The sequence below is a fragment of the Bifidobacterium sp. SO4 genome (assembly GCF_018555355.1).
GTDB classification, from domain to species: domain Bacteria; phylum Actinomycetota; class Actinomycetes; order Actinomycetales; family Bifidobacteriaceae; genus Bifidobacterium; species Bifidobacterium miconisargentati.
Genome location: NZ_JAFEJP010000020.1, coordinates 1 through 26306, shown reverse-complemented (window position 1 = coordinate 26306; position 26306 = coordinate 1). Strand labels below are relative to the sequence as shown.

Below are 26306 nucleotides of genomic sequence, written 5' to 3'. Positions count from 1 at the left end.
GGCTTTGCCGACAGCTCGTCCTGCAGTCAACGACGAACTTCGTTCGCATCTTGTTGGCTTGACTGTCGTCTCGCACATCGCCTACAAACAGCTCCGCTGTTTGCTTCACGGCACTGTCCTCAGGGAGGGGAGCCAAATGATAATGCCCGTCAGGAATCAAATCCTGACGGGCATTATCTCATAGAAGCCTCAGTGGGAGCTCCTGAAAGCAGGAACTTACTTGATGGCGTTCAGCCACTGCTCCTTGGTGGCCTTCTCGGCCTCGAGCTTGGCCTTCTTCTTCGGATCGGACTCGGCGGCGATCTTCTCGTTGAGCTCGGTCAGCTGGGCGTTGAGCTGCTCCTCGAAGCTGGAACGACGGGCGTCGGTCTCCGGGTCGGTCTGCTTCCAGGCGGCATCCTCGACGGCCTTGATCTGCTTGTCCACGGCGTCGAGACGGTTCTCGATGCGGCGCATGTCGTCACGCGGCACGTAGCCGATCTGATCCCACTCGTCCTGGATCTTGCCGAGCTCCTGACGGGCCTTCTTGGCCTCGGCCTCGGTCTTGACCGGCACCAGGGCCTCGGCCTTGACCAGCAGCTCCTCCTTCTTGGCCAGGTTCTCCTTCTCATCGGCGTTGATCTGGTCACGATCGGCCTGACGGGCGTTGAAGAAGGTATCGGCGGCCTCACGGAACTTGGCCCACAGCTCGTCGTCCTCGTTGCGACCGGCGCGACCGGCCTTCTTCCAGTGATCCATCAGATCGTTGAACTTGCGGGAGGTCTCGCCCCAGGCGGTGGAGTCCTTGAGCTCGTTGGCCTCGGCGATGATCGCCTCCTTGACCTCCTTGGCGTGGTTGCGCTCGTTGTCGCGCGCCTGGGCCCACTTGCGGCGGGCCTGGTTGAAGGTGGTGCGGGCGGCGGAGAAGCGCTTCCACAGGGCCTCGGCCTCCGGCTTGTCGATGCGCACGGTGGTGCGCTGGTGGTTCTGCCACTCCTCGAACAGGTTACGGAACTTGTCCGCGGTGGAACGCCAGTTGGTGTTGTCGCCCAGGGAAGCGGCCAGTGCCTCGGCCTTCTCGACGATCGCGGTGCGCTCGGCCACGGCCTTGGCCACGGCGGCCTTGCGGGCCTCTGCGATCTCGGCCTTCTTGGCCTCGCCGGCGGCCTTCAGCGCCTCATACTGGGCCTTGAGTGCGGCAATGTCGCCCACGACGGCCGGCTCTGTGGTCTCCTCGCCCAGCAGCTTCAGGGAATCATCGATCTCGCGGGCCTTGACGTTCGGAGAGGTCAGGCGGCCGGCCAGCAGGTCGAGCTTGGCCTTGAGATCCAGGAAACGACGGGCGTACAGCGCCAGGGCCTCCTCCTTGGAGACGTCCGGGAACTGGCCGACCTCGCGCTCGGCCTCGCCTTCCTTGACGAAGACGGTGCCGTTGTCGTCCACGCGGCCGAAGGACTCGGCGGCCTTGACATCCTCTTCGGAGTAGGCGACGGTGGCGGCGGCCGGGCCGGCGTTGTGGCGCTTGGCGGCCGGGGTCTTCTTGGCGAATGCGGCGGGGGAGGGTGCATGCGGCTTCGGCACGGAAACCGGGGTCGGCTTTGCCGGGGTCGCCGCGGGTGCTGCGGGCGTCGCTGCCTGCTCCTCGGGTGCGATGGTGTGTTCGGTTTCGGTGACAGTTTCGTCGGCCATGGCCAGCTCCTTAACAAGCGGTAGATCAAGTGGGTGGGTCGCCTCGCATCCCGGATGAACGGGAGGCTTTGACGCAGCCCTCACTTATTATATTGATTTCGTGGCTAAAGGTGCATCAATATCAGGATTTCCGGAGTGGCTCCCCTCCGAACGTGTTGTGGAGCAGCGTGTCATCGACACGCTTCGTAAGGTTTTCGAGCTCAACGGCTTCATCGGCATCGAGACGCGAGCGGTGGAAACCGGCGCTTCCCTGCTGAAAAAGGGCGAGACCAGCAAGGAGATCTACCTGCTGAGCCGTCTGCAGGAGGTCGGTCACGAATCGGACACGCCGATCGAGGACCGACTGGGCCTCCACTTCGATCTGACCGTGCCGCTGAGCCGGTATGTGGTGGAGCATTCGGGAGACCTCGTCTTCCCGTTCAAGCGTTGGCAGATCCAGAAGGTCTGGCGCGGCGAGCGTCCGCAGGAGGGCCGTTTCCGCGAGTTCGTCCAGGCGGACATCGACGTGATCGGCGCCGGCGACCTGCCCGACCACTACGAGGTGGAGCTGCCGCTGGTCATGGTCTCCGCGCTGGAGGAGCTGCGCGCGTTCGGCCTGCCCAAGGCCACCGTGCACGCCAACAACCGCAAGCTGTCCGAGGGCTTCTACCGCGGACTGGGCCTGACGGACATCGAGGGCGTGCTGCGCGAGATCGACAAGCTGGACAAGATCGGCGCCGACGAGGTGGCCAAGCTGCTGGTCGAATCCTGCGGCGCCACCGAGGACCAGGCCCGTGCCTGCCTCGAACTGGCCGGTCTGACCGCAGCCGACGGCGCCGAGCTGGCCTCCAAGTTCGACGAACTGTGCGCCGCGCACGGCATCGCCCAGGATTCCGAGGCTTACACGCTGGCCCGCCAGGGTCTCGACACCCTCGCCATGATCGTGGACGAGGCCGCCGCCATCCGCCCCGGCTCCGTGATCGCCGACCTCAAGATCGCCCGTGGACTCGACTACTACACCGGTTCCGTCTACGAGACCTTCCTCGACGGCGCGGCATCGCTCGGCTCCATCTGCTCCGGCGGCCGCTACGACAACCTCGCTTCCCAGGGCAACCGCAAGTACCCGGGCGTGGGTCTGTCCATCGGTCTGAGCCGACTGGTCTCGTACATGCTGCACACCGCCGGCGCGCACGCCAGCCGCGTCTCGCCGGCCGCCGTGCTCGTGGCCGTGTGGAATGAGGACGACCGTCCGGCCGCCAACCGCATCGCCGCCCAGCTGCGCGCCCGCGGCATCGCCACCGACGTGGCCCCCACCGCCGCCAAGCTCGGCAAGCAGATCAAGTACGCGGACAAGCTCGGCATTCCTTATGTATGGTTCCCGGCCTCCACCGCGGACGGTGCCGAAGGCGAGCAGGCCGCCGGCGACGAGGTCAAGAACATCGTCACCGGCGAGCAGGTGCCCGCCGATTGCACGTCGTGGGAGCCGGATACTGTGGTTGCCCAGCAAACCGTCGAAATCTGACGTATTCGAGTCAAATCGAGGAGAAACAAGACAATGAGCCAGACGGCTTACAGAACACATCATGCCACTGACGTGACCGAGGCCCTGGTCGGCCAGAAGGTCACCCTCGCCGGTTGGGTCGACCGCCGCCGCGACCACGGTGGCGTGGCCTTCATCGATCTGCGCGACAACACCGGTCTGGTGCAGGTCGTCATCTACGACGAGGACATGGCCCGCCCGCTGCGCTCCGAGTTCGTCATCCAGGTGACCGGCGAGGTGCGCCTGCGCCCGGACGGCAACGAGAACACCCACCTTGCCACCGGCAAGATCGAGGTCGTGGCCGAGACCATCGAGATCCTGGCCAAGTCCGACGCCCTGCCGTTCCAGGTGTCCACCGCCCTCGAGAACGAGTCCGAGAACAAGCTGCCCGGCGAGGACGTGCGTCTCAAGTACCGTTACCTCGACCTGCGCCGTCCGTCCATGCAGCACAACCTCAAGCTGCGCTCCGACATGGCCAAGGCCGCCCGCCACGCGCTCGAGGAGATGGACTTCACCGAGGTGGAGACCCCGACGTTCATCAAGTCCACGCCGGAAGGCGCCCGCGACTTCCTGGTGCCGGCCCGTCTGGTGCCGGGCTCCTGGTACGCCCTGCCGCAGTCCCCGCAGCTCCTCAAGCAGCTGCTCATGGTCTCCGGCGTCGAGCGCTACTACCAGCTCGCCCGCTGCTACCGTGACGAGGACTTCCGCGCCGACCGTCAGCCCGAGTTCACCCAGCTCGACATGGAGATGAGCTTCGTGGACCAGGAGGACGTGATGGCCATGGCCGAGAAGGTCATCGCCGCCATCTGGAAGACCGCCGGCTACGAGGTCCAGCTGCCGCTGCCGCGCATCACCTGGCAGGAGGCCATGGACAAGTACGGCTCCGACAAGCCGGATCTGCGCTTCGGCAACCCGCTGGTCGAGCTCACCGAGTACTTCAAGAACACGCCGTTCCGTGTGTTCCAGGCCCCGTACGTGGGTGCCGTGGTGTTCAAGGGTGGCGCCGCCACGCCTCGCCGTCAGTTCGACGCCTGGCAGGAGTGGGCCAAGCAGCGCGGCGCCAAGGGCCTCGCCTACGTGGTCTTCGCCGAGGACGGCGAGCTCAAGGGCCCCGTGGCCAAGAACCTGTCCGACGAGGAGCGCAACGGCCTGCGCGAGGCCGTGGGTGCCGAGCCGGGCGACGCCGTGTTCTTCGCCGCCGGTTCCCGCGAGTCCTCCCAGCTCCTGCTGGGTGCCGTGCGCGTGGAGCTCGCCCGCCGCGAGGGCCTGCTCGACCCGAAGAAGTTCGCCTTCACCTGGGTCGTGGACTTCCCGCTGTTCAAGCCCACCGACGATCCGGACGACGACGATGTGGCCGTGGGCCACTCCAAGTGGACCTCCATGCACCACCCCTTCACCATGCCGTCCAAGGACTGGATCGACAAGTTCGACCAGGATCCGGAGCACGCCATGTCCGATTCCTACGACATCGTCTGCAACGGTGAGGAGATGGGCGGCGGTTCCGTCCGTATCCACCGCGACGACATCCAGGATCGCGTGCTCAACGTCCTCGGCATCTCCCCGGAGGAAGCCCAGGAGAAGTTCGGCTTCCTGCTCGAGGCCTTCAAGTACGGCGCCCCGCCGCACGCGGGCATCGCCCTCGGTTGGGATCGTACCGTGTCCATCCTCGCCGGTGCCGACACCATCCGCGACGTCATCGCCTTCCCGAAGGCCGGTGGCGGCCGTGACCCGCTGACCGGCGCCCCGGCTCCGATCACGGACGAGCAGCGCGCCGAGACCGGTGTCGACTACGACCCGGATTCCGACGAAGACTGATTTCCGCGCCGACTGAATGCGTGAATGATGGGCCCCGTACGGCTACGGCTGTGCGGGGCCCATCATCGTATGCGCATCCGTATGTCGTGTGCCGGTGTCCATTGCGTACATGATGTAGGGAAAGACGCATGGTGTAGGGAATTTCACATGGTGTAGTGATGCAAAACGGCTTGTTTCCGCGGTTTTGCGAGAACACATCCCTACACCATGCGAATTTCTCTACACCATGGGTCGGTCGTCGAGCCCGGCTACCGTCCGAAACCCGCGAGTCCCAGGAACCATTCGTCATGGGATACGACGATCAGCGCGCCCGGATACTCGGCCAGCAACCGCGCCAACGTCCTCTTGGAGGTCAGATCAAGATGATTGGTCGGCTCGTCCAACACCATGAGCTGCGGCTTGGCCGGCAACGCCAGACATAACAGCAGCTTGCGCAGCTCCCCGGGCGACGGCCGCCCCGTGGCCAGCAATCGGTCCGGATCCGCATCAAGCCGTGCGTACGCACCCAGCACCTGTGTCCTGGTCTCGGCCGGCAACGCGAGCAGCCGCTCCATGGTATTCACCCGGTCCTCGTTCGTGGTGTTCTGCGCGATGACCAGGCATGGCACGTCGGCGGCGTGCGCGAGCATCGCACCCATGAGCGACGACTTGCCCGCACCATTCGGCCCGGTCACGGCAATATGGTCGCGTGGCCCAATCGAAATCGCCGGGATCATGAGTCCCGCCGCCGCACCGCCGCCCTCAGACGGCGATAAGCGGATGCGATCACCCGAACGAGCCGCCCGGCATAGCGAGTCCGCCGATTCGCCATCGCCGCTCGACACGGATACGGACGCTTCACCGAACCGAATCACGCCCGGCCCGAGGCGGATGAGCTCGCGGCACCGAGCCGGTTCGATATCCATCCAGAGCACGCCCTCATATCGTTTGGCCGGCACCGAAGCCGAATCCGCAGCCCGTTTCGCGGCGGCAAGACGTCCGTCAAGCTGGCTGTAGGCGCGCGTCACGCCACGGTCAAGTCCGGTCATTTTGGCCAATTGCCGGCGATTGCGGGCGTCATGATCCTTACGTTCGACACGTTCGCCGTGCTGTTTGTCCGATTCCACCTGTTGCACCTTCGCGAACCGTTGCGCCTTCACGGCCGCCAACCGGGCGACTTCCCGCCGTGCTTCATCCGCACGCGCCACGTCCGCACCGTTCCGCAGCTCCATCTGCCGGGAGGCTTCGGAATATCCGCCGCGAAGCGTGGTCACCACCGTCATGTTGCGCGCCCCCACATGTCACCGTTCGAACATGACGCAACGAGCACATGTCGCATCAATCAGCTCCACATCGTGCGACACCACGATGCCTATATCGCGATATCCGCGCATAGCGGAGACGATGCGTTCGCGGGTCTCGGCATCGACATGATTGGTCGGTTCGTCGAGTATCAGCACGTCAGGGTGCAACGCGAGCGCACAGGCGATTTGCAATCGTTTCCGTTCCCCACCGGAAAGATTCGCATATCGGTACGGCCAATCGTCCGCGACTGCCAGGTCGTCGCGTATGGCGATCGACTCGGGCGACCAGTCGGCGGCGAACTCCTCAAGGTTTTCCGGCGCGACGGCCGTATCCTGCGGGCAGTATCCGACGATCATCCCCCGAGAATCCGGCGTGACGGTTCCCGCATCGGGCCGCAGCCTGCCGCGCGCGATCGCCATCAACGTGGATTTGCCGATGCCGTTATCGCCCAGCACGGCGGTCCAGCCGATGGGAAACGCCGCGTCGACCCGTTCGAACAACGGTTCCGGAGCATCGGGATAGGTGAAGGTGATGCCATTCATCGTGAGCATTGTCGGTTGCATAGGTCATGCCTTTCCTCGGGCCCCGTTGCGTCGACATCCGCATGGAATGCGCATCCTGCCGGGAATCAGGCAGAAAGCACACGCGGATCACTGACAAAACAACGAGACGTTTTCGGCGTGCCGGCCACAAACGATGATGATGCGATGACGGTATGGAACCAATGATGACTGCGACGAAGTCCGGTGGGACGAACGCCTATGATATGGATGACACGCGGCGGCACGCTTCAGCGCGCGGGTTCCGCTGCAATACCGTCATCCTTCACAGACGCAACGCTAATCGATTCCTTTCGCCGGTCTTCTTGGCATATGGGAAGACCTCCAACAATGCCCGGCCACTATATCTCCGCATACTGACCGGCTGGCAGCAGACAGCACGGATCCACAAAAGCCAATAATGGCCCATGCTGTAGGGAATAGCCCATAGTGTAGGGAATTTCACATGCTGTAGTGATGAAAAACGGCTTGTTTCCGCGGTTTTGCGAAAATGCATCCCTACATCATGGGATAATCACCACAGCATGGGCCGTTCCCCACGTCGGATGCTCCATCCGGTCACGGTGCGACAATGAAGGCATGAAAACGCACGGACGGGAAGAGCACGATTCAGGGCGTGCAGCCGCATATGTCGTCCTGAATCGCAAGCGCCTCGCCATTTGCTGCACACTGATTGCATGCTGCGTGGTGGCGGAAACGCTGCTGCGCTGGCAAAGCGGGCATGTGCTGTCCTATCTGCTGATTCCCTGCTCGGCGCTGGTATCGCTGGTGTTGCTGCCGCTCATGCCGGAATCAGGCGCATGGCTCGCGGTCACGCTGTACTGCGTGGGTCTGGTCTCGCCGTTTCCGATGTCGTATTCGTATTCGCTGGCGATGGTGCTGGCGGTGACCATCATCTGGCGCGACGGCCGCGCGATGGCGGTACTTGCGGCCGTGCTCGGCATCTCCGCCCTGCTCATCGACCAAAAGGTGCTGTTCGGTCTTGGTCCGTCCGATTCGGTGGTCGTCTCGTTCGCCTACTGCATGTTCGCCGTGGTGATCGGTGTGGTCTCACGTTGGCAGGCGGACCGTGCCCGGCAGTCCGAGCAGAAGCGCCGTCAAACCGAACGCGACGCCATCGCCCGCGCCCTACACGACCGGATTTCCAACGATCTGGCGTACGCCATCATGCGCATCGACCGTGATATCGCCCAGGCGGAGGCGGTGCGTTATGATTCGGTTCTTTGCACAGACGCCGCCAAGCGGGAAAGTCGCCGCAGAGGCACGACTTATCGGAACCAGTATGCGGACGTGGCCGAAGAACGACATTCACCCATGGGGCCGGGCGAACTCCATGAGTTGCGCGGCATCATCGAAACGGCACTTGCCGATACCCATCAGGTCATCAATGCGCTTGACCGGGCTTCCGAAACCGCGATCGATACGTCGGCCGGCCGTGCGCGTGCCGTCGATTACGGAACAGTTCCCCGCATCTCGCCGCAGATCGACTCCGTTGGCACCACCATCGATCGCATCGACTCGCAGGAGGAACGTTTGCGGGCGTTGGGATTCGACGGTCAGACGACGATGCCGGACGCCTTCCCGCAGCTATCGGCCTCCCGCGCCGGGCTCCTGACAGGCCTGCTCGGCGAGATATACGCGAACATCGCCAAACACGGCGACCCGGCGCACGGATATGTGGTGTCCATCGCGGCCGACGGCGACGATATCGTGGTCACGGCCGTCGATACGCCGCTGCCGAACCGCGGAACAGACAACAGCGGCTCAGAATTGGGACTCGGCACGGGATTAACCCGATACCGCAATATGGGCGTTGACATTCGCATCGGCAGCGATTCGACCAATCAATGGTCCATGACCGCGCGTCTCCCCGTGAAAGCGTGATATGCCGCCGTATGTACGGATGCTCCTTTGCGAACCGGGCCGATGAGGCTCCGGTTGACCATCTTTCGGCCGGGTCCACCGGCGCCAACGCGGATGGTCCTGCTGCGAGTCACACCTGATGCGCAAGGAACTCGCGGATCGCCTCCGACCGGGTGCTTGCGCCGAGTTTCGTTTTCGCATGCTTCATGACCACGAAGACCGTGGAGGCCTTGATGCCGAGCTTGGTCGCGATCTCCTCGGTGCTGAAATTTTCGGAGTACAGCCGCAGCACCTCCCGTTCGCGGTCCGAAAGGCCAGCGTCCGGCTGCCGCACCGAAGCCAATGCCGCCCGAGCATCCGCGACGGTCATGAATCCGTCGCCAATCACGTCTCCCTGTGCGACCGTGACGATGGCCTCGGCCAGTTCGCGCGGCGTCACGCTTTTGGCGATGAGTCCCTGTGCTCCGGCATCGATGGCCGGCCGACGGTAGTGGTCCAGCGAGTATGAGGTGATGCACAGTATGGCGGGCCGGTCCTGCGCCTCGCGGATGCGGCGGCACACGTCCGGCCCGGGGATATCGGTCAGGGACATGTCCAACAACAGCACGTCTGGCACCGCCTGACCGCCCTCATAGAGACAGTGGTGCAACGCCTGCGCGCCGGATTCCACGGCCCAGAGCACCCTCATTCCGGCCATCACACGCCCCACTGTCTGAGCCAGCATGGTCAGCGCGAACCGGTCGTTGTCCACAATCCCAATCGTCGTCACGGTTCCATCATGCTTCGCCTGCGTACCGGCCGCAAATCAAGCTCTGACGGCGAGATCAGTTTCCATGGTGTAGGGAAATCCACATGGTGTAGGGAAATCCACATGATGCAGTGATGAGGAATGGCTTGTTTCCGCGGTTTCGCGAAAACGCATCCCTACATCATGGGGGATTCCCTACACCATGGGTGTCGGAATGGTGGTGGGCGGTGGGATGGCCGTGGGCACATACGGGCATGCCGTGCATGTCACACGCATGCACGTAATAAACCGCCATAAGCAATACGTATAAGAGGAACGGTGTTGCCCGCCCGCGTCGCCGTTATATTGCTATCACAGGCGAGGTTCCCGTGTATCGGGAACGACGTGGAAACCGTGGCGTCATCTCGCAGTCGTCCTCGACGGCGATGCGTGCGAGGAAATCCGAGAAGGGACGCGCCGCCGTACGCCGTACAACGCACAACGCGAGAGCGCAGCACAAAACAAACAGGGGGATGCGATGACGTTGGAGATTCTGGACTGGCATGACGGGGATCTGCTGGCCAAACCGGTGTTCGACAAGCTCAACGCGCTGGTGGCCGCCGGCGTGCCGGAGTCCAAGATCCTGGGAGTGACCATCAACACGGACGAGGAATCGGACACGGACCTGTGGTGCCCGAAGTACGGCATCCCGTTCGAGATCACCGGCAACGTGGTGGTGGTCCACACGCACAAGACCCGCAAGGCGCCGCCCGAATTCGCCGCGGCGTTCGTCACCGCGGACACGCGGGCCGACCTGAACGGCGTGGTCAAGCACACGCTGGAGGTGTCCAAGGTGAGTTTCGCGCCGATCGACGCGGCGGTGGAGGCCACCGGCATGGAGTCCGGCGGCATGTCTCCGATCGGTCTGCCGGACGGCTGGCCGCTGCTCGTGGACCAGCACATCCTCTCGATTCCGAAGCTGTATCTGGGCTCCGGCATCCGTCCGTCCAAACTGGTGGTGGATGGTTCCATCTTCGCCGACATCCCCGGTGTGCGGTTCGTCTCCGCCCTCGGTAAGCCGCGCGCCTGAACGGTCCCGCTGCGTGGCTCGCCAACGGGGGAGATGGCCCGCTTCTCCGCGTGTCTCGGTATCCGTCTCGCATGGTGAACATTCCATGTCCGGGTAGTGTGATTCCGGTAACACAATGCCGTTATACTGACCGCTTATGTCAGAGAAACAAGAAGAAAAGCGCCCTGTGACACCGCTGGTGCCGGGCAATGAATCCGAGGGCCGACCGCTCGTCGAGCTCACCCACGTCGAGAAGCACTTCGGCGATCTGCACGTCCTCAAGGACATCAACCTCAAGGTCACCAAGGGCGAGGTGCTCGTGGTGGTGGGCCCCTCCGGCTCCGGCAAATCCACGATGTGCCGCACCATCAACCGTCTGGAGACCATCGATTCCGGCGACATCCGCATCGACGGCAAGCCCCTGCCCCAGGAGGGCAAGGAGCTGGCCAGCCTGCGCGCCGAAGTGGGCATGGTGTTCCAGTCCTTCAACCTCTTCGCCAACAAGACCATCCTCGAGAACGTGACGCTCGCCCCCATCAAGGTGCGCCACATGGACAAGAAGGAAGCCGAACGGCTCGCCATGGACCTGCTCGACCGCGTCGGCGTGGCCACGCAGGCGAACAAGATGCCATCCCAGCTTTCTGGCGGCCAGCAGCAGCGTGTGGCCATCGCCCGCGCGCTCGCGATGAAGCCGAAGGTCATGCTCTTCGACGAGCCCACCTCCGCACTCGACCCGGAAATGGTCAACGAGGTGCTGGACGTCATGGTCGAGCTCGCGCATGAGGGCATGACCATGATCTGCATCACCCATGAGATGGGCTTCGCCCGCAAGGCCGCCGACCGCATCGTGTTCATGGCCGACGGCCAGATCCTGGAGGAGAACACGCCGGACGAGTTCTTCGAGCACCCGCAGACCGAGCGCGCCAAGGACTTCCTCTCGAAGATCCTCACCCACTGAACCCACTGATGACCCGTCGCCCGCCGACTCCGCCGCGCGGAAGGGCGCGAAAGGCCGAATCACATGGCGGCAACGGGCGGATACAGAGGAAGCAAGGGAAGCAGAAGTACGAATATGACTTTCACCAACACCATGAAACGGACGGCAGCGCGGGTGGTCGCCGCGCTGGCCGCCGTGGCCTGCACCATGTCGCTTGCGGCGTGCGGCCAGGACGAGGCGGGCAAGATCCGCATCGGCATCAAATTCGACCAGCCGGGCCTCGGCTTCAAGAAGTCCGGCACCTACGTGGGCTTCGATGTGGACGTGGCCAAGTACATCGCCAAGAAACTCGGCTACTCCGAGGACGAGATCATCTGGAAGGAGGCCCCGTCCAAGCAGCGTGAGGCCATGCTCCAGAACGGCGACGTGGACATGATCCTCGCCACCTACTCCATCACCGACGAGCGCAAGAAGGCCGTCTCCTTCGCCGGCCCGTACTTCGTGGCCGGTCAGGACCTGCTCGTGCGCAAGGACGACCAGTCCATCAACGGCCCCGAGGACCTCAACGGCAAGCGCCTGTGCTCCGTGACCGGCTCGACCTCCGCCGCCACCGTCAAGGAGAAGTTCGCCTCCGAGGTGCAGCTCATGGAACAGCCCGGCTACGCCGAATGCGCGACCGCCCTGTTCTCCGGCATCGTGGACGCCGTGACCACCGACGACATCATCTTGGCCGGCCTGGCCTCCGCCTCGCGCGGCAAGCTGCGCGTGGTGGGCAAGCCGTTCACACAGGAATACTACGGGGTGGGCATCAAGAAGGGCGACACCAAGCTTGCCGTCAAGATCAACAACGCCATCACGGACATGATCCAGGACGGTTCCTGGAAGAAGGCCGTGGCCGACAACACCGAAGGCACCGACTACACGCCCGACGTGCGCTACAACCCGCCCACGCCGGACGAGGGGGAGGACGCCTGATGAACGGATTCATGGAACTCTTCAGCCAGTACGACGTGCTGGGCGCCTTCCTGGTCAACATCGAGCTGACCCTGTGGAGCGCGCTGTTCTCGCTGATCCTCGGCGTGATCCTCGTGGTCATGCGCATCTCGCCGATCTCCTCGCTGCGCGCGGTGGCCGGCGCCTATGTGGAGCTGTTCAAGAACCTGCCGCTGACCATCATCATGGTGTTCATGGTGCTGGGCGCCTACGCGCAGCTCAAGCTTACCTTCTCCGACACCTTCGCCACGAACTTCTTCTGGCTCGCCGTGACGGGCCTGAGCCTGTATACCGCGGCGTTCGTGTGCGAGTCGCTGCGAAGCGGCATCAACACCGTGCCGCTCGGCCAGGCCGAGGCCGCACGTGCGCTGGGCCTGGGCTTCATGCAGTCCGCCACCGAGATCATCCTGCCGCAGGCCTTCCGCGGCTCGGTGGCCCCGCTCGGCAACACGCTGATCGCGTTGCTCAAGAACTCCACCGTGGCCGCCGCGGCGTCCGTCTCCACCGAGACGTCCTCGCTGATGAGCGAGATGATCGAATTCCGCCCCGACGTGATCATCCAGATCTTCCTGATCTTCGCGTTCGGCTACGTGATTCTGATCATCCCGATCGGCATGCTCACCACGTACCTGTCCAACAAGCTCGCCGTGAGGAGGTGACGTCATGGCCGATACTTCGAATTCCGTGCTCTTCGACGCGCCCGGTCCCAAGGGCCGGCGCACCATCCGCATCCTCAACTGGATCGCGGGCCTGATCTTCGCCGTGGTCCTCGTCCTCATCCTCATGCGGCTGCACAACCCGCCGGACGGCGAGAACCAGCTCAGCTGGGAGCTGTGGAAGCCCGCCGTGGAACGCGAGGCGTGGACCGACTTCTACCTGCCCGGCCTGTGGATGACCGTCAAGGCCACCGTGCTGGCCGTGGTCGGCGCCGTGGCGTTCGGTCTGGTCTTCGGCGTGGGACGACTGCTGCCGAACCCGCTGGTGCGCGGCGTGTCCGCCATCATCGTGGAGTTCTGCCGAGCCGTGCCGGTGCTGCTGCTCATGATCTTCTTCTGGCGCTGGTTCGCCTTCGCGGGTCTGCCTAGCCCCTCCTACTGGGCCGTGGTACTCGCCCTCGTGCTGTACAACGGTTCCGTGGTGGCCGAGCTCGTGCGCTCCGGCGTGGGCAACCTGCCCAACGGCCAGCGCGAGGCCTCGCTCGCCCTGGGCCTGACCGAATCGCAGTCCCTGATGGAGATCGAGGTGCCGCAGGCCGTCTACGCCATGCTGCCGGCCGCCGTGACCCAGCTGGTCGTGGTCCTCAAGGACACCGCCCTCGGCTCGATCATCATGTACACCGACCTGCTGCAGGAATCCCGCCGACTCGGCTCGATGTACTTCAACATCCTGCAGACGCTGGTCATGGCCGCGGTGATCTACTTCATCGCCTGCTGGCTGCTCTCGCGCCTGGCCGAATGGTTGCCGGAGCGCATGCAGCAGCGCACGGCCGCACCCGCCGAACCCGAACCGGTCGCTCCGATCGCCGCCGGCGACGCCTCCAACGTGAACCAGATCGCCGTGGCCAAGGAGGTCGAGGAACTGCCGCTCGGCGGCACGCCGCGCAAGTACCACGTGCATCACCGCGGCACCAACGCCTCGATCCGCAACTGGCGCAAGACCAAGTACGAGCAGGGCTACGATCCCACGCAGCCCGACTCGCAGATTGACCCGGAGACCGGTGAATTCCCCGCATTCCGCAAGGCCGAGCAGAAGCGCAAGGCCAAGGGCGGCGCCAAGCTCAACGGCAGTGAGGAGAGCCACGCCGACCACACTGCCCACGTCGATCCCATGCCGAAGGTGGAACGCACGTTCAAGCACGGCAACGACATCGGCAAGGGTCACACGAACCTCGGAGGCCACTCCAAGATCTGACAGGTCTGACGACGACGCGCTAGCCGCGTGCTAGGCCGGCACGAAGAGTTCACCGAGTGTTCGGTTCGTGCCGGCGCCACGTACCTTTGCGGAGGATAGGTTGGAACACATGAAGCTGTTCCGCAACCTATCCTCCGTTTGCGTATATGCGCTCGCCCTGGCCATGATGCTGCCGATGGGGCTGATGGCGGCCACCGTCCCCGACAAGGCCCAAGCCGCTGAGCCGGGCTCCGCCACCAACCTGCCGAACCCCGACTGGGTGGCGTTGCTCTCCGACTACGAAAAGGACTACTGGCAGGCCCCCAAGGACGCCGCGCACGGCGGCAAGGTGCTCGATGCCAAGACGATGAAGCTGGACGAGGACCTGACGCTCGCCATCAACCACAAGGGCGCCGAGGGGCTCGACAAAGATGGGCTTAACAGCCAGCGCAAACGCGCCCTGATCGACTCCGACCTGCTGGGCGAGGAAACCATGCCGGACGCGCTCGGCCCGGTGCTCGGCCGGTACATGAAGGAAGGCTTCAAGCAGGGGCGACTCACCCTCATCTCCGACCTGTTCAAATTCAACGTGGCCTCCACCTTCCAATCCAAACGCGCCGCCATGCACCCGAGGCCTTACCTGGACCGTTCGCAGAGCACGCTCGGCGGCACCAACGACCTCGCCGGACTGCCCGCCACGCTCGGCATCAAGCAGTCGCCCTCCTGGCTGGAGCACATCCCCGGCTACTCCACGCTGCAGAAGAACAGCTCCTACCCCTCCGGCCATACCACGGGCGCCTACTCGTGGGGCATCGCACTGGCCGGCCTGCTGCCCGAACTCGCGCCGCAGATCATGGCCCGCACCTCCGAAGCCGGCAACAATCGCATCGTGCTCGGCGTGCACTATCCGCTCGACATCATGGGCGGACGCATCGGCGCGTCGGCGCAGAACGGCCAGTACTGGCACAACGAATACAGCACGTCCATCATCCCCGCCGCCCGGCAGCTGCGCGACTACCTGACCGAACGCTGCGCGGCCGACGGCCACGGCTCCACGCTCGCCGAATGCATCGCGAACCTCAAAGCCAACGGCGAGGGCGGCTACGCCAACGACTTCCTCGACCCGGTGGCCGCCGAACCGGTCAAGGACCAGGCCTCCGCCGTGCGCGTGTACACGGCCCGCATGACGTACACCTTCCCGCAAATCAAGTCGCAGGCCGGCGCGGAGTTCACGGCCCCCAAAGGCGCGGCGGACGTGCTGCGCATCGCCTACCCGCAGCTGCACGCCGACCAGCGCGACGCCATCCTCAAGGCCACCGCGCTCGACTCCGGCTACCCGCTGTGGAAGTCAAGCGACGGCTGGCAGCGCATCAACTGGGCCAAGGCCCTGTGCGCTCGCGTGACCCTGAACGAACATGGCGACGTGGTCAAAGTCGAGACCGCGGACCAGACGGCGATCGCCGGGCCGGAGGTGGTCAACGCGCAGTACGCCGACAGGGGAGGGCACCCGGCCTCCGACGCGCTCGCCGGCGAACATTCCGCCGCCCCGGCCGGGCCCGACCTCGCCACCCTGCATACGGCCCAACGCTCGGGGTTGATCGCGGCGGGTGTGGTCACGCTGGGGGCCGCGGTCGCCGGATTCGTCGGACTTGCCGTCACCGCCGTACGCCGTCGCGGAACCCAGTGAAGCGCGTCGTGCGGTTGCGGTGAGATGGGCGGACGGGCCTGCGTTGCGGGACATACCCCGCAACGGGACGTACAATCGATGGCATGGTCAAGGACGACAGGAAAACGCAACGTGACGGCAAATCCGGCAAGGCGGGCGGCAAGCAGGGCAAACGCATCGACCGCGCGCTGAAACTCGCCGAGGACCGCATCGGCATGATCGAGGAAAGCGAGACCGTGGCCGAACGACTCGCCAACGCGGCGAAATCGAGCGAATTGCTGAGCGACGTATGGTCGCTGCCGCCGGCGCAACGGCTCATGTTCCACCATGGCATGAACGTGAACGACGTGGACGGCGACTCCACCCCCGGATTCGACGGCGACAAGTTCGACGGCGAACGGTTCATCGACCTGAGCTCCTCCGGAATCGCCCGGTACCAGCGGCTCATGTATGCCAACGGCGTCAAGGGATCGCCGCGCCGGCTGCTCATCGTGCTGCAGGGCATGGACGCCTCAGGCAAGGGAGGCATCGTGCGGCATGTGTTCCGTCAGGGCGACCCGATGGGCATCCACTACCACGGCTTCGGCAAACCCACCGCCGAGGAGCTGGAACACGGGTTCCTCTGGCGTGTGGAACGCGAACTGCCCGACCCCGGCTGGATCGCCGTGTTCGACCGCTCCCATTACGAGGACATCGTCATGCCGCACGTGTACGGCACGTACCCCGAGGACGTGTGGCGCGGCCGATACGACCTCGTCAACGCCTTCGAGCGGGATCTGGCGGCATCCGGATGCGCCATCATCAAGATCTTCCTCGTGGTGAGCCGCGAGGAGCAGAAACGGCACTTCCTCGGGCGTCTCGAAGACCCCACCAAATACTGGAAGTTCGACGTCTCCGACCTGGATGCGCGCGAACGCTGGGACGACTACATGGCCGCCTGGCAGGAGGTGTTCGAGAAGACCAGCACGGCCGCGGCCCCGTGGTATCTGGTCCCGGCCGACAACCGCTGGTACTCCAGGGCCGTGGTCTCCGAACTGCTGCGCACCACCCTGAAGAACATGAACATGACCTGGCCGCCGTTGGAGGCCGACGTGGACCCCGCCGAGGCCCGCCGCCGTCTCGCCGGCGCGTAGGGATGCGCGGGGCCCGCTAGTAAGCTAGGGGGTTATGACTGACGAGAAGGATTATGGCTCCCTGGGGCGCTTGGCCCCCGAATGGGACGGCGACGAACGTGAACGCAACCTTACGGCCGACGACATCTACGAACGCTTCTTCGGCTGGGTGGCGGACGTCAAGGGCATCGAGCCCTGGCCTCACCAGGAGGAGGCCATCATGGACATCCTCGCCGGCGATCACGTGATCCTCAACACGCCCACCGGCTCCGGCAAGTCGCTGGTGGCACTCGGCATGCACTTCGCCGCCCTGTGCACCGGCCGCCGTTCCTACTACACGGCCCCCATCAAGGCGCTTGTCTCCGAGAAGTTCTTCGACCTCGTGGAGGTGTTCGGCCGTGACAACGTGGGCATGATCACCGGCGACAGCCACATCAACGCGGACGCGCCCATCATCTGCTGCACCGCCGAGATCCTCGCCAACCAGGCCCTGCGTGAGGGCGTCCACGCGGACGTGGGCCTCGTGGCCATGGACGAATTCCACTACTACGGCGACCCGGAACGCGGTTGGGCATGGCAGGTGCCGCTGCTGACCCTCCCACAGACCCAGTTCCTCCTCATGAGCGCCACACTCGGCAACGTGGACGCCATCGCGGACAAGCTCGCCGACCTCAACGACACCCCGGACGTGGACGTGATCGCCGACGCGCCCCGACCGGTGCCGCTGAGCTACGAATACACGCTCGACCCGCTGGAGAAGACCGTGGAACTCGCCTTTCGCAACGGCGAGACCCCCATCTACGTGGTCCACTTCTCGCAGGACGCCGCGCTGGAGACCGCGCAGGCACTCGCCTCCACCGGAGTGTCGAGCAAGGAGCAGCGCACGGCCATCGCCGAGGCCATCAAGGGCGTGAAGTTCACCACCGCGTTCGGCAAGATCCTGCAGCGACTGTTGCGCACGGGAGTCGGCATCCACCACGCCGGCATGCTGCCGCGCTACCGCCGACTGGTCGAACAGCTCGCCCAGCAGGGCCTCTTGCCGGTGATCTGCGGCACGGACACGCTCGGCGTGGGCATCAACGTGCCGATCCACTCGGTGGTCCTTACGGCCCTGACCAAGTTCGACGGCACCAAGATGCGGCGCTTGAGGGCCCGTGAATTCCACCAGATCGCCGGCCGCGCCGGCCGCATGGGCTTCGACACCGAAGGCCTGGTGATCGCCGAAGCCCCCGAATACGAGATCGAGAACCAGAAGGCCATCGCCAAGGCCGGAGGAGACCCGAAGAAACTCAAGAAGGTCAAGCGCAAGAAGGCGCCCGAAGGCTTCGTGACGTGGAACGAGAACACGTTCGACAAACTCATCGACGCCGACCCGGAAACGCTGGTCCCGCACCTCAAGATCACGCATTCGATGGTCCTCAACGAGGTGGAGCAGGGCGGCGACGCCCGACGCCGCATCGACGACCTCATCGACGACTCCGCCCAGACCCCGGACCAGAAGGAGCACCTGCACCAGCGCGCCGACGAGATCTTCCAGACCCTGTTCGACACGGAGGTCATCGAGACCGAGGACCGCGCCGACGGCGGCAAGAACTACTACATGACGCTCGACATGCCGGACGACTTCGCCCTCGACCAGCCGCTCAGCCCGTTCCTGCTGGCCGCGCTCGAACTGCTCGACCCCGAGTCGCCCACGTACGCGCTCGACGTGATCTCCATGGCCGAGGCCACGCTCGAGGACCCCAAGCAGGTGCTGCGCGCCCAGGAACGCGCCGCCCGGGACAAGGCGCTCGCCGATATGAAGGCGGACGGCCTCGACTACGACGAGCGCATGGACAAGCTCCAGGAGATCACCTACCCGAAGCCCCTGGAAGACATGCTCGAAGCCGCGTTCGACCAGTACCGTCACGACGTGCCGTGGGCCAACGACTACTGGCTCTCGCCGAAATCCGTGGTGCGCGACATGGTGGAGACCGCCTCCGACTTCACCGGATACATCGCCCGGTACAACATCGCCCGCTCCGAAGGCACGCTGCTGCGCTACCTTTCGGACGCCTACCGTACGCTGGCCCGCACCGTGCCGCCCGAGAAGCGCGACGAACAGCTGGAGGACATCATCGCCTGGCTGCGCGTGCTGGTGCGCTCCATCGATTCCTCGCTGGTGGACGAATGGGAGAACGCCGGCGCCGATTCGTCCGACGCCTCCGAGGCCGCGGCCTCGCTCGCCGCGCCCGGTCGCCGCGACGAGGTGGTCGAGGACCGGCGAGGCCTTACCGTGCTGGTCCGCAACGCCCTGTTCCGCCGCGTGCAGCTCATGGATCTCGACGATCCCGATGCGCTGGGCGCGCTCGACAAGGATTGGGGCTACGGCGTGCACGAATGGGAGGATGCGCTCGACGACTACTACGACGAGCATGAATACGTGGGCATTGACGCGGCAGCGCGCTCGCCCAAGCTGTTCATGCTGGATGACTCCCACGAGCGCGACGAGCACACGTGGAAGGTCCGCCAGATCATCGACGACTCCGACGGCGACCACGACTGGGCCATCGAAGGCGTGGTGGATTTGGACGCCACGCAGGAGAGCGGCGAAGTGGTGTTCTTCGACTACAAGGTGGGGAACTGAGGTAGTGGAATCGGCCTGCGGCCGATGCTGGTTTTCCGCAGGCTGCGCCTGCTCCCCTTCTCTCCCTCAGTCCGCCTGCGGCGTCCAGCTCCCTCGTCAGAGGGAGCCAAGAACTACACGTATAAGGCTTCGGCCCCCTCTGACGAGGGGGCTCCCGCGAAGCGGGCGGGGGAGAGAAGGGGAGCAGGCAAAGCCTGCGGAAATTGCTGCATCGGCCGCAGGCAGATTCCTTCTCTCGAACGGATGTTCGACTCATGCGGTACAGTAAAACCATGACTGAGAACGATCTGTTTGGGGCCACGGACGCGCCGGAGAGCATGACCCGGCCGCTCGCCGTGCGCATGCGGCCGCGCACGCTGGACGAGGTGATCGGCCAGAAGCACGTCCTCGGCGAAGGCTCGCCACTGCGCCGGCTTGCCAATCCGGCCAGCCGGGGGAGTCTGACCGCCCCGAGCTCGGTGATCCTTTTCGGTCCCCCCGGCGTGGGTAAGACCACGCTCGCCACCATCGTGGCCGGCCAGTCGGGCCGTGTGTTCGAGGAACTGTCCGCCGTGACCTCCGGTGTCAAGGACGTGCGCGACGTGCTCTCCCGCGCCCACGAACGGCTCGTTGCCTCCGGGCAGGAGACCGTGCTGTTCATCGACGAGGTGCACCGCTTCTCCAAATCCCAACAGGACGCGCTGCTGCCCGCCGTGGAGAACCGGGACGTGACCTTCATCGGCGCGACCACCGAGAACCCGAGCTTTTCGGTCATCAAGCCGCTGCTTTCCCGTTCGGTGGTGGTCAAACTCGAATCGCTGGAACCGGACGAGCTCACCGAGCTCGTCAATCGCGCCCTGACCAGCGAACGCGGGCTCAAGGGCGAGGTCAAGGCCACGGACGAGGCCATCGCGGACATCGTGCGCATGGCCGGTGGGGACGCGCGCAAATCCCTGACCATCCTGGAGGCCGCTGCGGGCGCCGTCACCGGCGACGAAGCCCGCAAGAAGGGCGCGCGCCGGCCCATCATCACCCCCGAAGTCGTCTCCAAGGTCATGGACACCGCCACCGTTCGCTACGACAAGGACGGCGATGACCATTACGACGTGATCTCCGCGTTCATCAAATCGATGCGCGGCTCCGACCCGGACGCCGCCATCCACTACCTTGCCCGCATGCTCAAGGCCGGAGAGGATCCGCGCTTCATCGCCCGACGCATCATGATCGCCGCCGCAGAGGAAGTGGGACTGGCCGCCCCGCAGATCCTGCAGGTCACGGTCGCCGCCGCGCAGGCCGTGGCCATGATCGGCATGCCCGAGGCGCGCATCATTCTGGCCGAGGCCACCATCGCCGTGGCGACGGCCCCCAAATCGAACGCCAGCTACAACGCCATCAACGCCGCGCTTGCAGACGTGGACGCCGGCAAAATCGGCGCGGTGCCGCTGTACCTGCGGAACGCGCCCACCAAACTCATGAAGCAGTGGGGCAATCACGAGGGATACCGGTACGCACACGACTGGCCGGGCGCCGTGGTGCCGCAGGAATACATGCCGGAGATGTTGCGCGGCACCGAATACTACCATCCCAACGACCGCGGTTACGAGCACGAGGTAAGCCAGCGACTGGCCCGCATCCGGCCCATCCTGCACAGCGAAAGCCAGCAGGGAACACAGTCGGGAGCTCAGTCGGGAGTTCAGCCGGGAACCGGGCCAAAGCGGGAAGGGGAGTAATATAACGAAGTGGTAAAGAACGTTGGTGAGAACGCTCACAACGTTCTGTGATTCAGGAAAAGCGGTTTTCGCGCGCAGGTGGTGCAAGCGGGCGGACGGACATTCGATGAAAGGCGGGCAATGGCGACCATTTTCATTGTGGACGACGATCAGGCCATCGGCGAGATGCTGTCCCTGGTGCTGGAGAACGAGGGCTTCCAGACCGTGACCTGCATGGACGGGTTGCGGGCCGTGGAGATGTTCCCCACCGTCCAGCCCGACCTGATTCTGCTGGACGTGATGCTTCCCGGTCTCGACGGCACCGAGGTGGCCCGTCGCATCCGCCAGACCTCCAACGTGCCGATCATCATGCTCACCGCGAAATCGGACACGCTGGACGTGGTGGCCGGCCTTGAAGCCGGCGCGGACGACTACGTGCCCAAGCCCTTCAAGGTGGCCGAGCTTCTGGCCCGCATCCGTGCCCGGTTCCGCATCGCGCGTCCGACCGCGGAGAACGCCGGAGCCGCGGGCGGAGCAGGGGCGAACGGCACGCCCGCCGAACCCGTGAACCACGTGGAACGCGGCAGCATCGTCATCGACCGTTTGGAGCACACCGCCACCAAGGACGGCAAGGATCTCAACCTCACCCCGATGGAGTTCGAGCTGCTGTTCGTGCTCGCGGCCGCCGCGGGCGAGGCCATCAGCCGCTCCGCTCTGCTCAAGAACGTGTGGGGCTACGAGAACTCCGGGGACACGCGCCTGGTTAACGTACATGTGCAGCACCTGCGCGCCAAGGTGGAGGACGACCCCGAGAACCCGCAGATCATCCAGACCGTGCGCGGCATCGGATACAAGTTTGTGACCCCCGAGGGCTGATGAACGTGCCGAAACTGCGCCGCAGCTTCAGTTTCAAACGGCTGCTGCGCCACGGTCGCGCCGAGGTCCGCCGTTCCCTGCAGGCCCGTACGGTGGCGCTCACCGTGATCCTCACGCTGGCGGTGGCCATCGTGTTCTCGATGGTCTCCATGGTCTCGGTGCGCGCCTCGCTGCTCACGCAGATCACGTCGCAATCGCGCGCGGACTATTCGAACATGGTCCAGCAGGCGCAGACCAGCCTGGACGCGGCGGACGTCTCCGCCACCGTGCAGATCCAGCAGCTCGTCAATGACCTGGCTTCCACGCTCCAGTCGGACGGTTCCTCGAATCTGGTGGGCGTCTACCTGTGGAGCCGGGACACGTCCTCGCCGCGCTCCATCATCCCCGTCTCCACCGAGCCCAGCTACGAGTCGCTGATTTCGGACGACCTGCGCTCCGCCGTGGCCTCCGACGTGGACGACAACATCTTCTACCAGCCGGTGAACCTGCCCATGGAATCGGGCGGCGGCCTGCCCGGCTCCGGCACGCCCGGCGCGGCTCTGGGCACCACGCTGGAATTCGGCGTGGCCGGCAACCTGGAGTTCTTCGCCATCTACTCGTACACGCTGCAGGAACAATCGCTCATGCAGATCCAGCTCAACCTGCTCGCCATCTGCGCGCTGCTGGCCATCGCGGTGGGCGTGGTGATGTGGATGGTGATCCGCGGCATCGTGCGACCCATCGAATACGTGGCCTCCGCCGCCGAAACGCTGGCGTCCGGCGATCTGGACACGCGCGTGGACGTGAACCGCAAGGACGAGATCGGCGTGCTCCAGCGGTCGTTCAACGCCATGGCCGACTCGCTCAACCAGAAGATCGACGAACTTGAGGAGGCCAGCGTCTCACAGAAACGCTTCGTCTCGGACGTGAGCCACGAGCTGCGCACCCCGGTGACCACCATGCGCATGGCCTCCGATCTACTGGAGATGAAGAAGGACGAGTTCGATCCGTCCGCGCGCCGTACGGTGGAACTGCTGTCGGGGCAGATCAACCGGTTCCAGGACCTGCTCGCCGACCTGCTCGAAATCTCCCGGTACGACGCCGGCTACGCGGCGCTTGACTTGGTGGAGACCGACGTGCGCGAGCCGATCGAGACCGCCGTGGACCAGGTGACCGGCATCGCGCAGGCCAAGCAGGTGCCGCTGCACGTTTATCTGCCGAACGTGCAGGTGCTGGCCCGCATCGACTCGCGGCGCGTGATCCGCATCGTGCGCAACCTCCTGGCCAACGCCGTGGACTTCGCCGAGGACCGTCCGGTGGAGGTGCGCGTCGCCGCCAACCGCAAGGCCGTGGTCATCAGCGTGCGCGACTACGGCGTGGGCATCGAGAAGGACAAGGTCGCGCACGTGTTCGACCGGTTCTGGCGCGGCGATCCCTCGCGCTCGCGCGTCACCGGAGGCACGGGCCTGGGCCTGTCCATCGCGATGACCGACGCGCTGCTGCATCAGGGCACCATCCGCGTGCGCTCCGAACTAGGGGAGGGCACCTGGTTCCTGGTGGTATTGCCGCGCAACCCCGATACCGGTCATGTCGCGGACGCCGATCTGCCGGTCGATTTCGCGTCCGCGCAGCCGGACGTGCTGCGCGTGGTCGGCGGGTTCGGCGTGGCGCAGAGCCATGCCGCTGGTGCCACCGAACCGCTGGAAGTACGCAGGGACGTCGAGGAACTGACCGCAAGGAGTGACGATGGGGAATAATCGCGATGCCGTACGCAGGCTTGCCGCCGCCGTCATGGCCGCGGTTTGCGGGCTTGCGCTGACCGCCTGCTCCACAGGACCGCTCGGATTGCCAACCAAAGGCGCGGTGCAAACGTTGGCGCCCGCCGAGCAGCAGACCCGCCGCGTGTACACCAACCCGGAGGGGCCGTCAGAGGATGCCCAGCCGGAAACCATCGTCAAGGGCTTCTACGACGCCATGCCGGCCGGCGTGCAGTCCGACGGCTATCGCGTGGCCCGTGAATTCCTGACCTCCGCCGCCTCGTCCGGCTGGAACGGTGATTCCTCGGCCGTGGTGTACGGCGGAACCCCGGAATTCCGCCGCCGCGCCAACACGATGAGCGCGCCGCAAGGGGCGGAAAGCTCACTGATCGTGGAGGTCCGACTGCAGGCGATCGGCCTGCTCGACTCGCACGGCGTCTACCGGCCCGCGGACAGCACCAAGACCCGCACGATTTCCTACACGCTCATCAAAACGAAGGGGCAGTGGCGCATCTCCTCGCTGGAGGACGGCGTGGTGATCTCCAGTGCGGACTTCGAGCAGGTGTTCCGTCAGGTATCCGTGTATCAGGTGGCCAAATCCGGGAAGCAACTCGTGCCGGACGTCAGATGGCTCAGCTGGCGCAACTGGCGTACGCAGGCGGTCAACGAGGTGTTGGGCGATGTGCCCGGCTGGCTGTCCGGCACGGTGCATGAGGCCGAACTCGGCGCCATCTCGCTGGCCGTGGACTCGGTGCCCCTGAAGGACAGCGCGGTCACGGTGGAGCTTACCAGCGGCGTCACCATGCTCACCAGTGAGGAACGGGCGCTGCTTGTGCACCGCATCCGCCTGACATTAGGGGATGGCAACACCGGATACACGCTGAAGGTCACCGGCGATGGCGTGGATTATTCCGACGCCGATGCCGACGTGAAGCTCGGCACCGACCAGCCCAATGTGGGCGTCTACACGTTGACCGGCGGGCATGTGGTCTCGCTGGCGAGCTCCAGCCCGCTGCGCATGGGCGATGTGCCGGGCTACGACGACGCCAAGGGATTCGTGTTCTCATCCTCCGGCGGCGCGGTGCTGCGCGCGGACGGCGTGGTGGAATGCCTCGAATCGGACGGAACGACCTGCGGCGCCATGTTCGACGGCACGCCGATGAAGGCCATCACGGCCGGTCTGGGCGGCGAGATCTGGGCGGTCGACGAGGACGGGCGCGCGCTGTACGTCTCCCACGAACGCAAGGAAACCAAGCTGCAACCCGAATGGCTCGGGAACACGGACCGTATCATGGCGGTCGCCGTCTCGCCGGAAGGCGCGCGACTGGCCTTGGCCGTGGTGGGCGAGGGATTCAACGGCGTGGAGATGACCGGCGTGTCCCGCGACGGGAACAATACGGTGGATGGCCTGGGCAAGGGCGTCACCACGGTGAGCCTCACCCGCAACGTCGGCATGCTCACGTTCTACAACGATCTCAACCTGGTGTATGCCACGCTGCCCCAGGACGATGACAACCGTCAGGAGGCGTACCGTCAGGTGGCGCCCGGTCCGGCTCAGGTGCAGCGTCTGCCCGACGTGACCGTGGCCGCCATGGCCTCCGGCCAGATCAGCCTCTACCGCCGTCTCGCCGTGCTCGACACGCAGGGCACGGTCCGCTCGGTCTCCGGCTCCCTCGACGGCTCCTGGTCCATAGCCGACAGCCAAGTCACCGCCCTCGGCGCGCAGTAGGTGGAGTAGGTGGGGAACAGTGCGTTTGTCTGGGATTTGGCGTGGTGATGGACTGGTGATGTGATGGCACGTTCCATGCTGGTTGTTTTCGGACTGCGGTGACGGGGAGTGATTTCGGCATCGGTCTTGCGAACTTTGTTCGTGGGTGAGATTTGGGCGAGTTGCGCCGAGGACTCGCCGGGTTGTTTGCCCCTGCTTGCTTTGAAACCGTTTTCTTGTGTGATGGGGTACAAGAAAGTGTGCCCCCATTTGCCTGAATCGGCTTTTTGGAACAAATAGTGGCAAGGCGCCGTGCCCCCATTCTCCAAATACGATGAAATCTCGAAATGGGGGGCAGGCGCTCGTGCTTCTCCAGCTAGGGACGATGCGGTTCCGTCTCTTATTGCGTGAGTTGGGCCCGGTCCTCGGCTCCCCTCTCTGAGGACGTTGCCGTGAAGCAAACAGCAGAGCTGTTTGTAGGCAACGTGCGAGACGACAGTCGAGCCAACAGAATGTGAACGGAGTTCGTCCTTAGTTGCAGGACGAGCTGTCGTAGCAGACCAGTTCCC

19 protein-coding genes are annotated in these 26306 nt (G+C 64.9%); 15 read left to right on the top strand and 4 right to left on the bottom strand.

What is annotated here, in order from left to right; genetic code table 11:
• Positions 1-216: 216 nt before the first annotated feature.
• On the bottom strand, positions 217-1668 hold the full coding sequence (locus tag JS536_RS10855) for a DUF349 domain-containing protein (protein ID WP_214356933.1): 1452 nt from the start codon (positions 1666-1668) through the stop codon (positions 217-219).
• Between the two features lie 100 nt (positions 1669-1768).
• Here JS536_RS10855 and hisS point away from each other — a divergent pair, with 100 nt between their 5' ends.
• Together hisS and aspS are read left to right on the top strand one after the other, a co-directional pair.
• A complete protein-coding gene (gene hisS / locus JS536_RS10850; RefSeq protein WP_214356932.1) occupies positions 1769-3169 on the top strand; it encodes a histidine--tRNA ligase in 1401 nt (466 codons plus the stop codon).
• A gap of 33 nt (positions 3170-3202) precedes the next feature.
• Complete coding sequence (gene aspS / locus JS536_RS10845; protein WP_214303863.1) at positions 3203-5002, top strand: aspartate--tRNA ligase; 1800 nt, start codon at positions 3203-3205, stop codon at positions 5000-5002.
• Between the two features lie 248 nt (positions 5003-5250).
• Here the strand turns inward: aspS and JS536_RS10840 are convergent, their stop codons facing one another.
• Positions 5251-6264 carry an ABC transporter ATP-binding protein gene (locus JS536_RS10840; RefSeq protein WP_214356931.1) on the bottom strand — a complete coding sequence of 338 codons (1014 nt, stop codon included), beginning with the start codon at positions 6262-6264 and terminating at the stop codon, positions 5251-5253.
• An 18-nt stretch (positions 6265-6282) separates the two neighbouring features.
• The gene (locus tag JS536_RS10835) at positions 6283-6837 is read right to left on the bottom strand and encodes an ATP-binding cassette domain-containing protein (RefSeq protein ID WP_214356930.1); all 555 of its coding nucleotides are present in this window, start codon (positions 6835-6837) and stop codon (positions 6283-6285) included.
• A 465-nt stretch (positions 6838-7302) separates the two neighbouring features.
• Between JS536_RS10835 and JS536_RS11915 the strand changes: the two genes are divergently transcribed.
• Positions 7303-8730, top strand: coding sequence for a hypothetical protein (locus tag JS536_RS11915; protein WP_240544372.1), 1428 nt, complete (start codon positions 7303-7305; stop codon positions 8728-8730).
• Positions 8731-8839: 109 nt separating this feature from the next.
• Here JS536_RS11915 and JS536_RS12045 read toward each other — a convergent pair whose 3' ends face one another.
• Positions 8840-9478 carry a response regulator transcription factor gene (locus JS536_RS12045; protein WP_346427482.1) on the bottom strand — a complete coding sequence of 213 codons (639 nt, stop codon included), beginning with the start codon at positions 9476-9478 and terminating at the stop codon, positions 8840-8842.
• A 496-nt stretch (positions 9479-9974) separates the two neighbouring features.
• Between JS536_RS12045 and JS536_RS10820 the strand changes: the two genes are divergently transcribed.
• The 12 genes from JS536_RS10820 to JS536_RS10765 all read left to right on the top strand — a co-directional run bounded on the left by JS536_RS10820 (position 9975) and on the right by JS536_RS10765 (position 25758).
• Positions 9975-10526 carry a YbaK/EbsC family protein gene (locus JS536_RS10820; protein ID WP_214303865.1) on the top strand — a complete coding sequence of 184 codons (552 nt, stop codon included), beginning with the start codon at positions 9975-9977 and terminating at the stop codon, positions 10524-10526.
• 136 nt (positions 10527-10662) lie between these two features.
• The gene (locus tag JS536_RS10815) at positions 10663-11463 is read left to right on the top strand and encodes an amino acid ABC transporter ATP-binding protein (protein ID WP_236029157.1); all 801 of its coding nucleotides are present in this window, start codon (positions 10663-10665) and stop codon (positions 11461-11463) included.
• Between the two features lie 114 nt (positions 11464-11577).
• Positions 11578-12417, top strand: a complete 840-nt coding sequence (locus tag JS536_RS10810) for a glutamate ABC transporter substrate-binding protein (protein ID WP_214356929.1) — start codon at positions 11578-11580, stop codon at positions 12415-12417.
• Positions 12417-13094 (top strand): amino acid ABC transporter permease, encoded by a 678-nt coding sequence (locus JS536_RS10805; RefSeq protein WP_109056839.1) that lies wholly within the window; start codon positions 12417-12419, stop codon positions 13092-13094. The genes JS536_RS10810 and JS536_RS10805 overlap by 1 nt, the downstream gene beginning before the upstream one ends.
• A 4-nt stretch (positions 13095-13098) precedes the next feature.
• Complete coding sequence (locus tag JS536_RS10800; RefSeq protein WP_240544371.1) at positions 13099-14346, top strand: amino acid ABC transporter permease; 1248 nt, start codon at positions 13099-13101, stop codon at positions 14344-14346.
• Between the two features lie 109 nt (positions 14347-14455).
• A complete protein-coding gene (locus JS536_RS10795) occupies positions 14456-16012 on the top strand; it encodes a phosphatase PAP2 family protein (protein ID WP_214356928.1) in 1557 nt (518 codons plus the stop codon).
• Between the two features lie 194 nt (positions 16013-16206).
• Complete coding sequence (locus JS536_RS10790) at positions 16207-17124, top strand: PPK2 family polyphosphate kinase (RefSeq protein ID WP_240544374.1); 918 nt, start codon at positions 16207-16209, stop codon at positions 17122-17124.
• A gap of 34 nt (positions 17125-17158) precedes the next feature.
• On the top strand, positions 17159-19729 hold the full coding sequence (locus JS536_RS10785) for a DEAD/DEAH box helicase (RefSeq protein ID WP_214356926.1): 2571 nt from the start codon (positions 17159-17161) through the stop codon (positions 19727-19729).
• A gap of 272 nt (positions 19730-20001) precedes the next feature.
• Positions 20002-21438, top strand: a complete 1437-nt coding sequence (locus JS536_RS10780; RefSeq protein ID WP_214356925.1) for a replication-associated recombination protein A — start codon at positions 20002-20004, stop codon at positions 21436-21438.
• 120 nt (positions 21439-21558) lie between these two features.
• Positions 21559-22293, top strand: coding sequence for an MtrAB system response regulator MtrA (gene mtrA, locus JS536_RS10775; protein WP_214356924.1), 735 nt, complete (start codon positions 21559-21561; stop codon positions 22291-22293).
• Positions 22293-24029 carry an MtrAB system histidine kinase MtrB gene (gene mtrB, locus JS536_RS10770; RefSeq protein ID WP_214356923.1) on the top strand — a complete coding sequence of 579 codons (1737 nt, stop codon included), beginning with the start codon at positions 22293-22295 and terminating at the stop codon, positions 24027-24029. The genes mtrA and mtrB overlap by 1 nt, the downstream gene beginning before the upstream one ends.
• On the top strand, positions 24019-25758 hold the full coding sequence (locus JS536_RS10765; protein ID WP_214356922.1) for an LpqB family beta-propeller domain-containing protein: 1740 nt from the start codon (positions 24019-24021) through the stop codon (positions 25756-25758). The genes mtrB and JS536_RS10765 overlap by 11 nt, the downstream gene beginning before the upstream one ends.
• Positions 25759-26306: the final 548 nt, after the last annotated feature.

Excerpts from the sequence above, each read along its gene's own strand:
- JS536_RS10765 (WP_214356922.1), top strand. The coding sequence starts at position 24,019 with ATGGGGAATAATCGCGATGCCGTACGCAGGCTTGCCGCCGCCGTCATG.
- JS536_RS10790 (WP_240544374.1), top strand. The coding sequence starts at position 16,207 with ATGATCGAGGAAAGCGAGACCGTGGCCGAACGACTCGCCAACGCGGCG.
- JS536_RS10820 (WP_214303865.1), top strand. The coding sequence starts at position 9,975 with ATGACGTTGGAGATTCTGGACTGGCATGACGGGGATCTGCTGGCCAAA.
- mtrA (WP_214356924.1), top strand. The coding sequence starts at position 21,559 with ATGGCGACCATTTTCATTGTGGACGACGATCAGGCCATCGGCGAGATG.
- JS536_RS10840 (WP_214356931.1), bottom strand. The coding sequence starts at position 6,264 with ATGACGGTGGTGACCACGCTTCGCGGCGGATATTCCGAAGCCTCCCGG.
- JS536_RS10810 (WP_214356929.1), top strand. The coding sequence starts at position 11,578 with ATGACTTTCACCAACACCATGAAACGGACGGCAGCGCGGGTGGTCGCC.
- JS536_RS10800 (WP_240544371.1), top strand. The coding sequence starts at position 13,099 with ATGGCCGATACTTCGAATTCCGTGCTCTTCGACGCGCCCGGTCCCAAG.
- JS536_RS10815 (WP_236029157.1), top strand. The coding sequence starts at position 10,663 with ATGTCAGAGAAACAAGAAGAAAAGCGCCCTGTGACACCGCTGGTGCCG.
- JS536_RS10855 (WP_214356933.1), bottom strand. The coding sequence starts at position 1,668 with ATGGCCGACGAAACTGTCACCGAAACCGAACACACCATCGCACCCGAG.
- JS536_RS10780 (WP_214356925.1), top strand. The coding sequence starts at position 20,002 with ATGACTGAGAACGATCTGTTTGGGGCCACGGACGCGCCGGAGAGCATG.
- JS536_RS10795 (WP_214356928.1), top strand. The coding sequence starts at position 14,456 with ATGAAGCTGTTCCGCAACCTATCCTCCGTTTGCGTATATGCGCTCGCC.
- JS536_RS11915 (WP_240544372.1), top strand. The coding sequence starts at position 7,303 with ATGAAAAACGGCTTGTTTCCGCGGTTTTGCGAAAATGCATCCCTACAT.
- JS536_RS10785 (WP_214356926.1), top strand. The coding sequence starts at position 17,159 with ATGACTGACGAGAAGGATTATGGCTCCCTGGGGCGCTTGGCCCCCGAA.
- JS536_RS10835 (WP_214356930.1), bottom strand. The coding sequence starts at position 6,837 with ATGCTCACGATGAATGGCATCACCTTCACCTATCCCGATGCTCCGGAA.
- mtrB (WP_214356923.1), top strand. The coding sequence starts at position 22,293 with ATGAACGTGCCGAAACTGCGCCGCAGCTTCAGTTTCAAACGGCTGCTG.
- JS536_RS10805 (WP_109056839.1), top strand. The coding sequence starts at position 12,417 with ATGAACGGATTCATGGAACTCTTCAGCCAGTACGACGTGCTGGGCGCC.
- aspS (WP_214303863.1), top strand. The coding sequence starts at position 3,203 with ATGAGCCAGACGGCTTACAGAACACATCATGCCACTGACGTGACCGAG.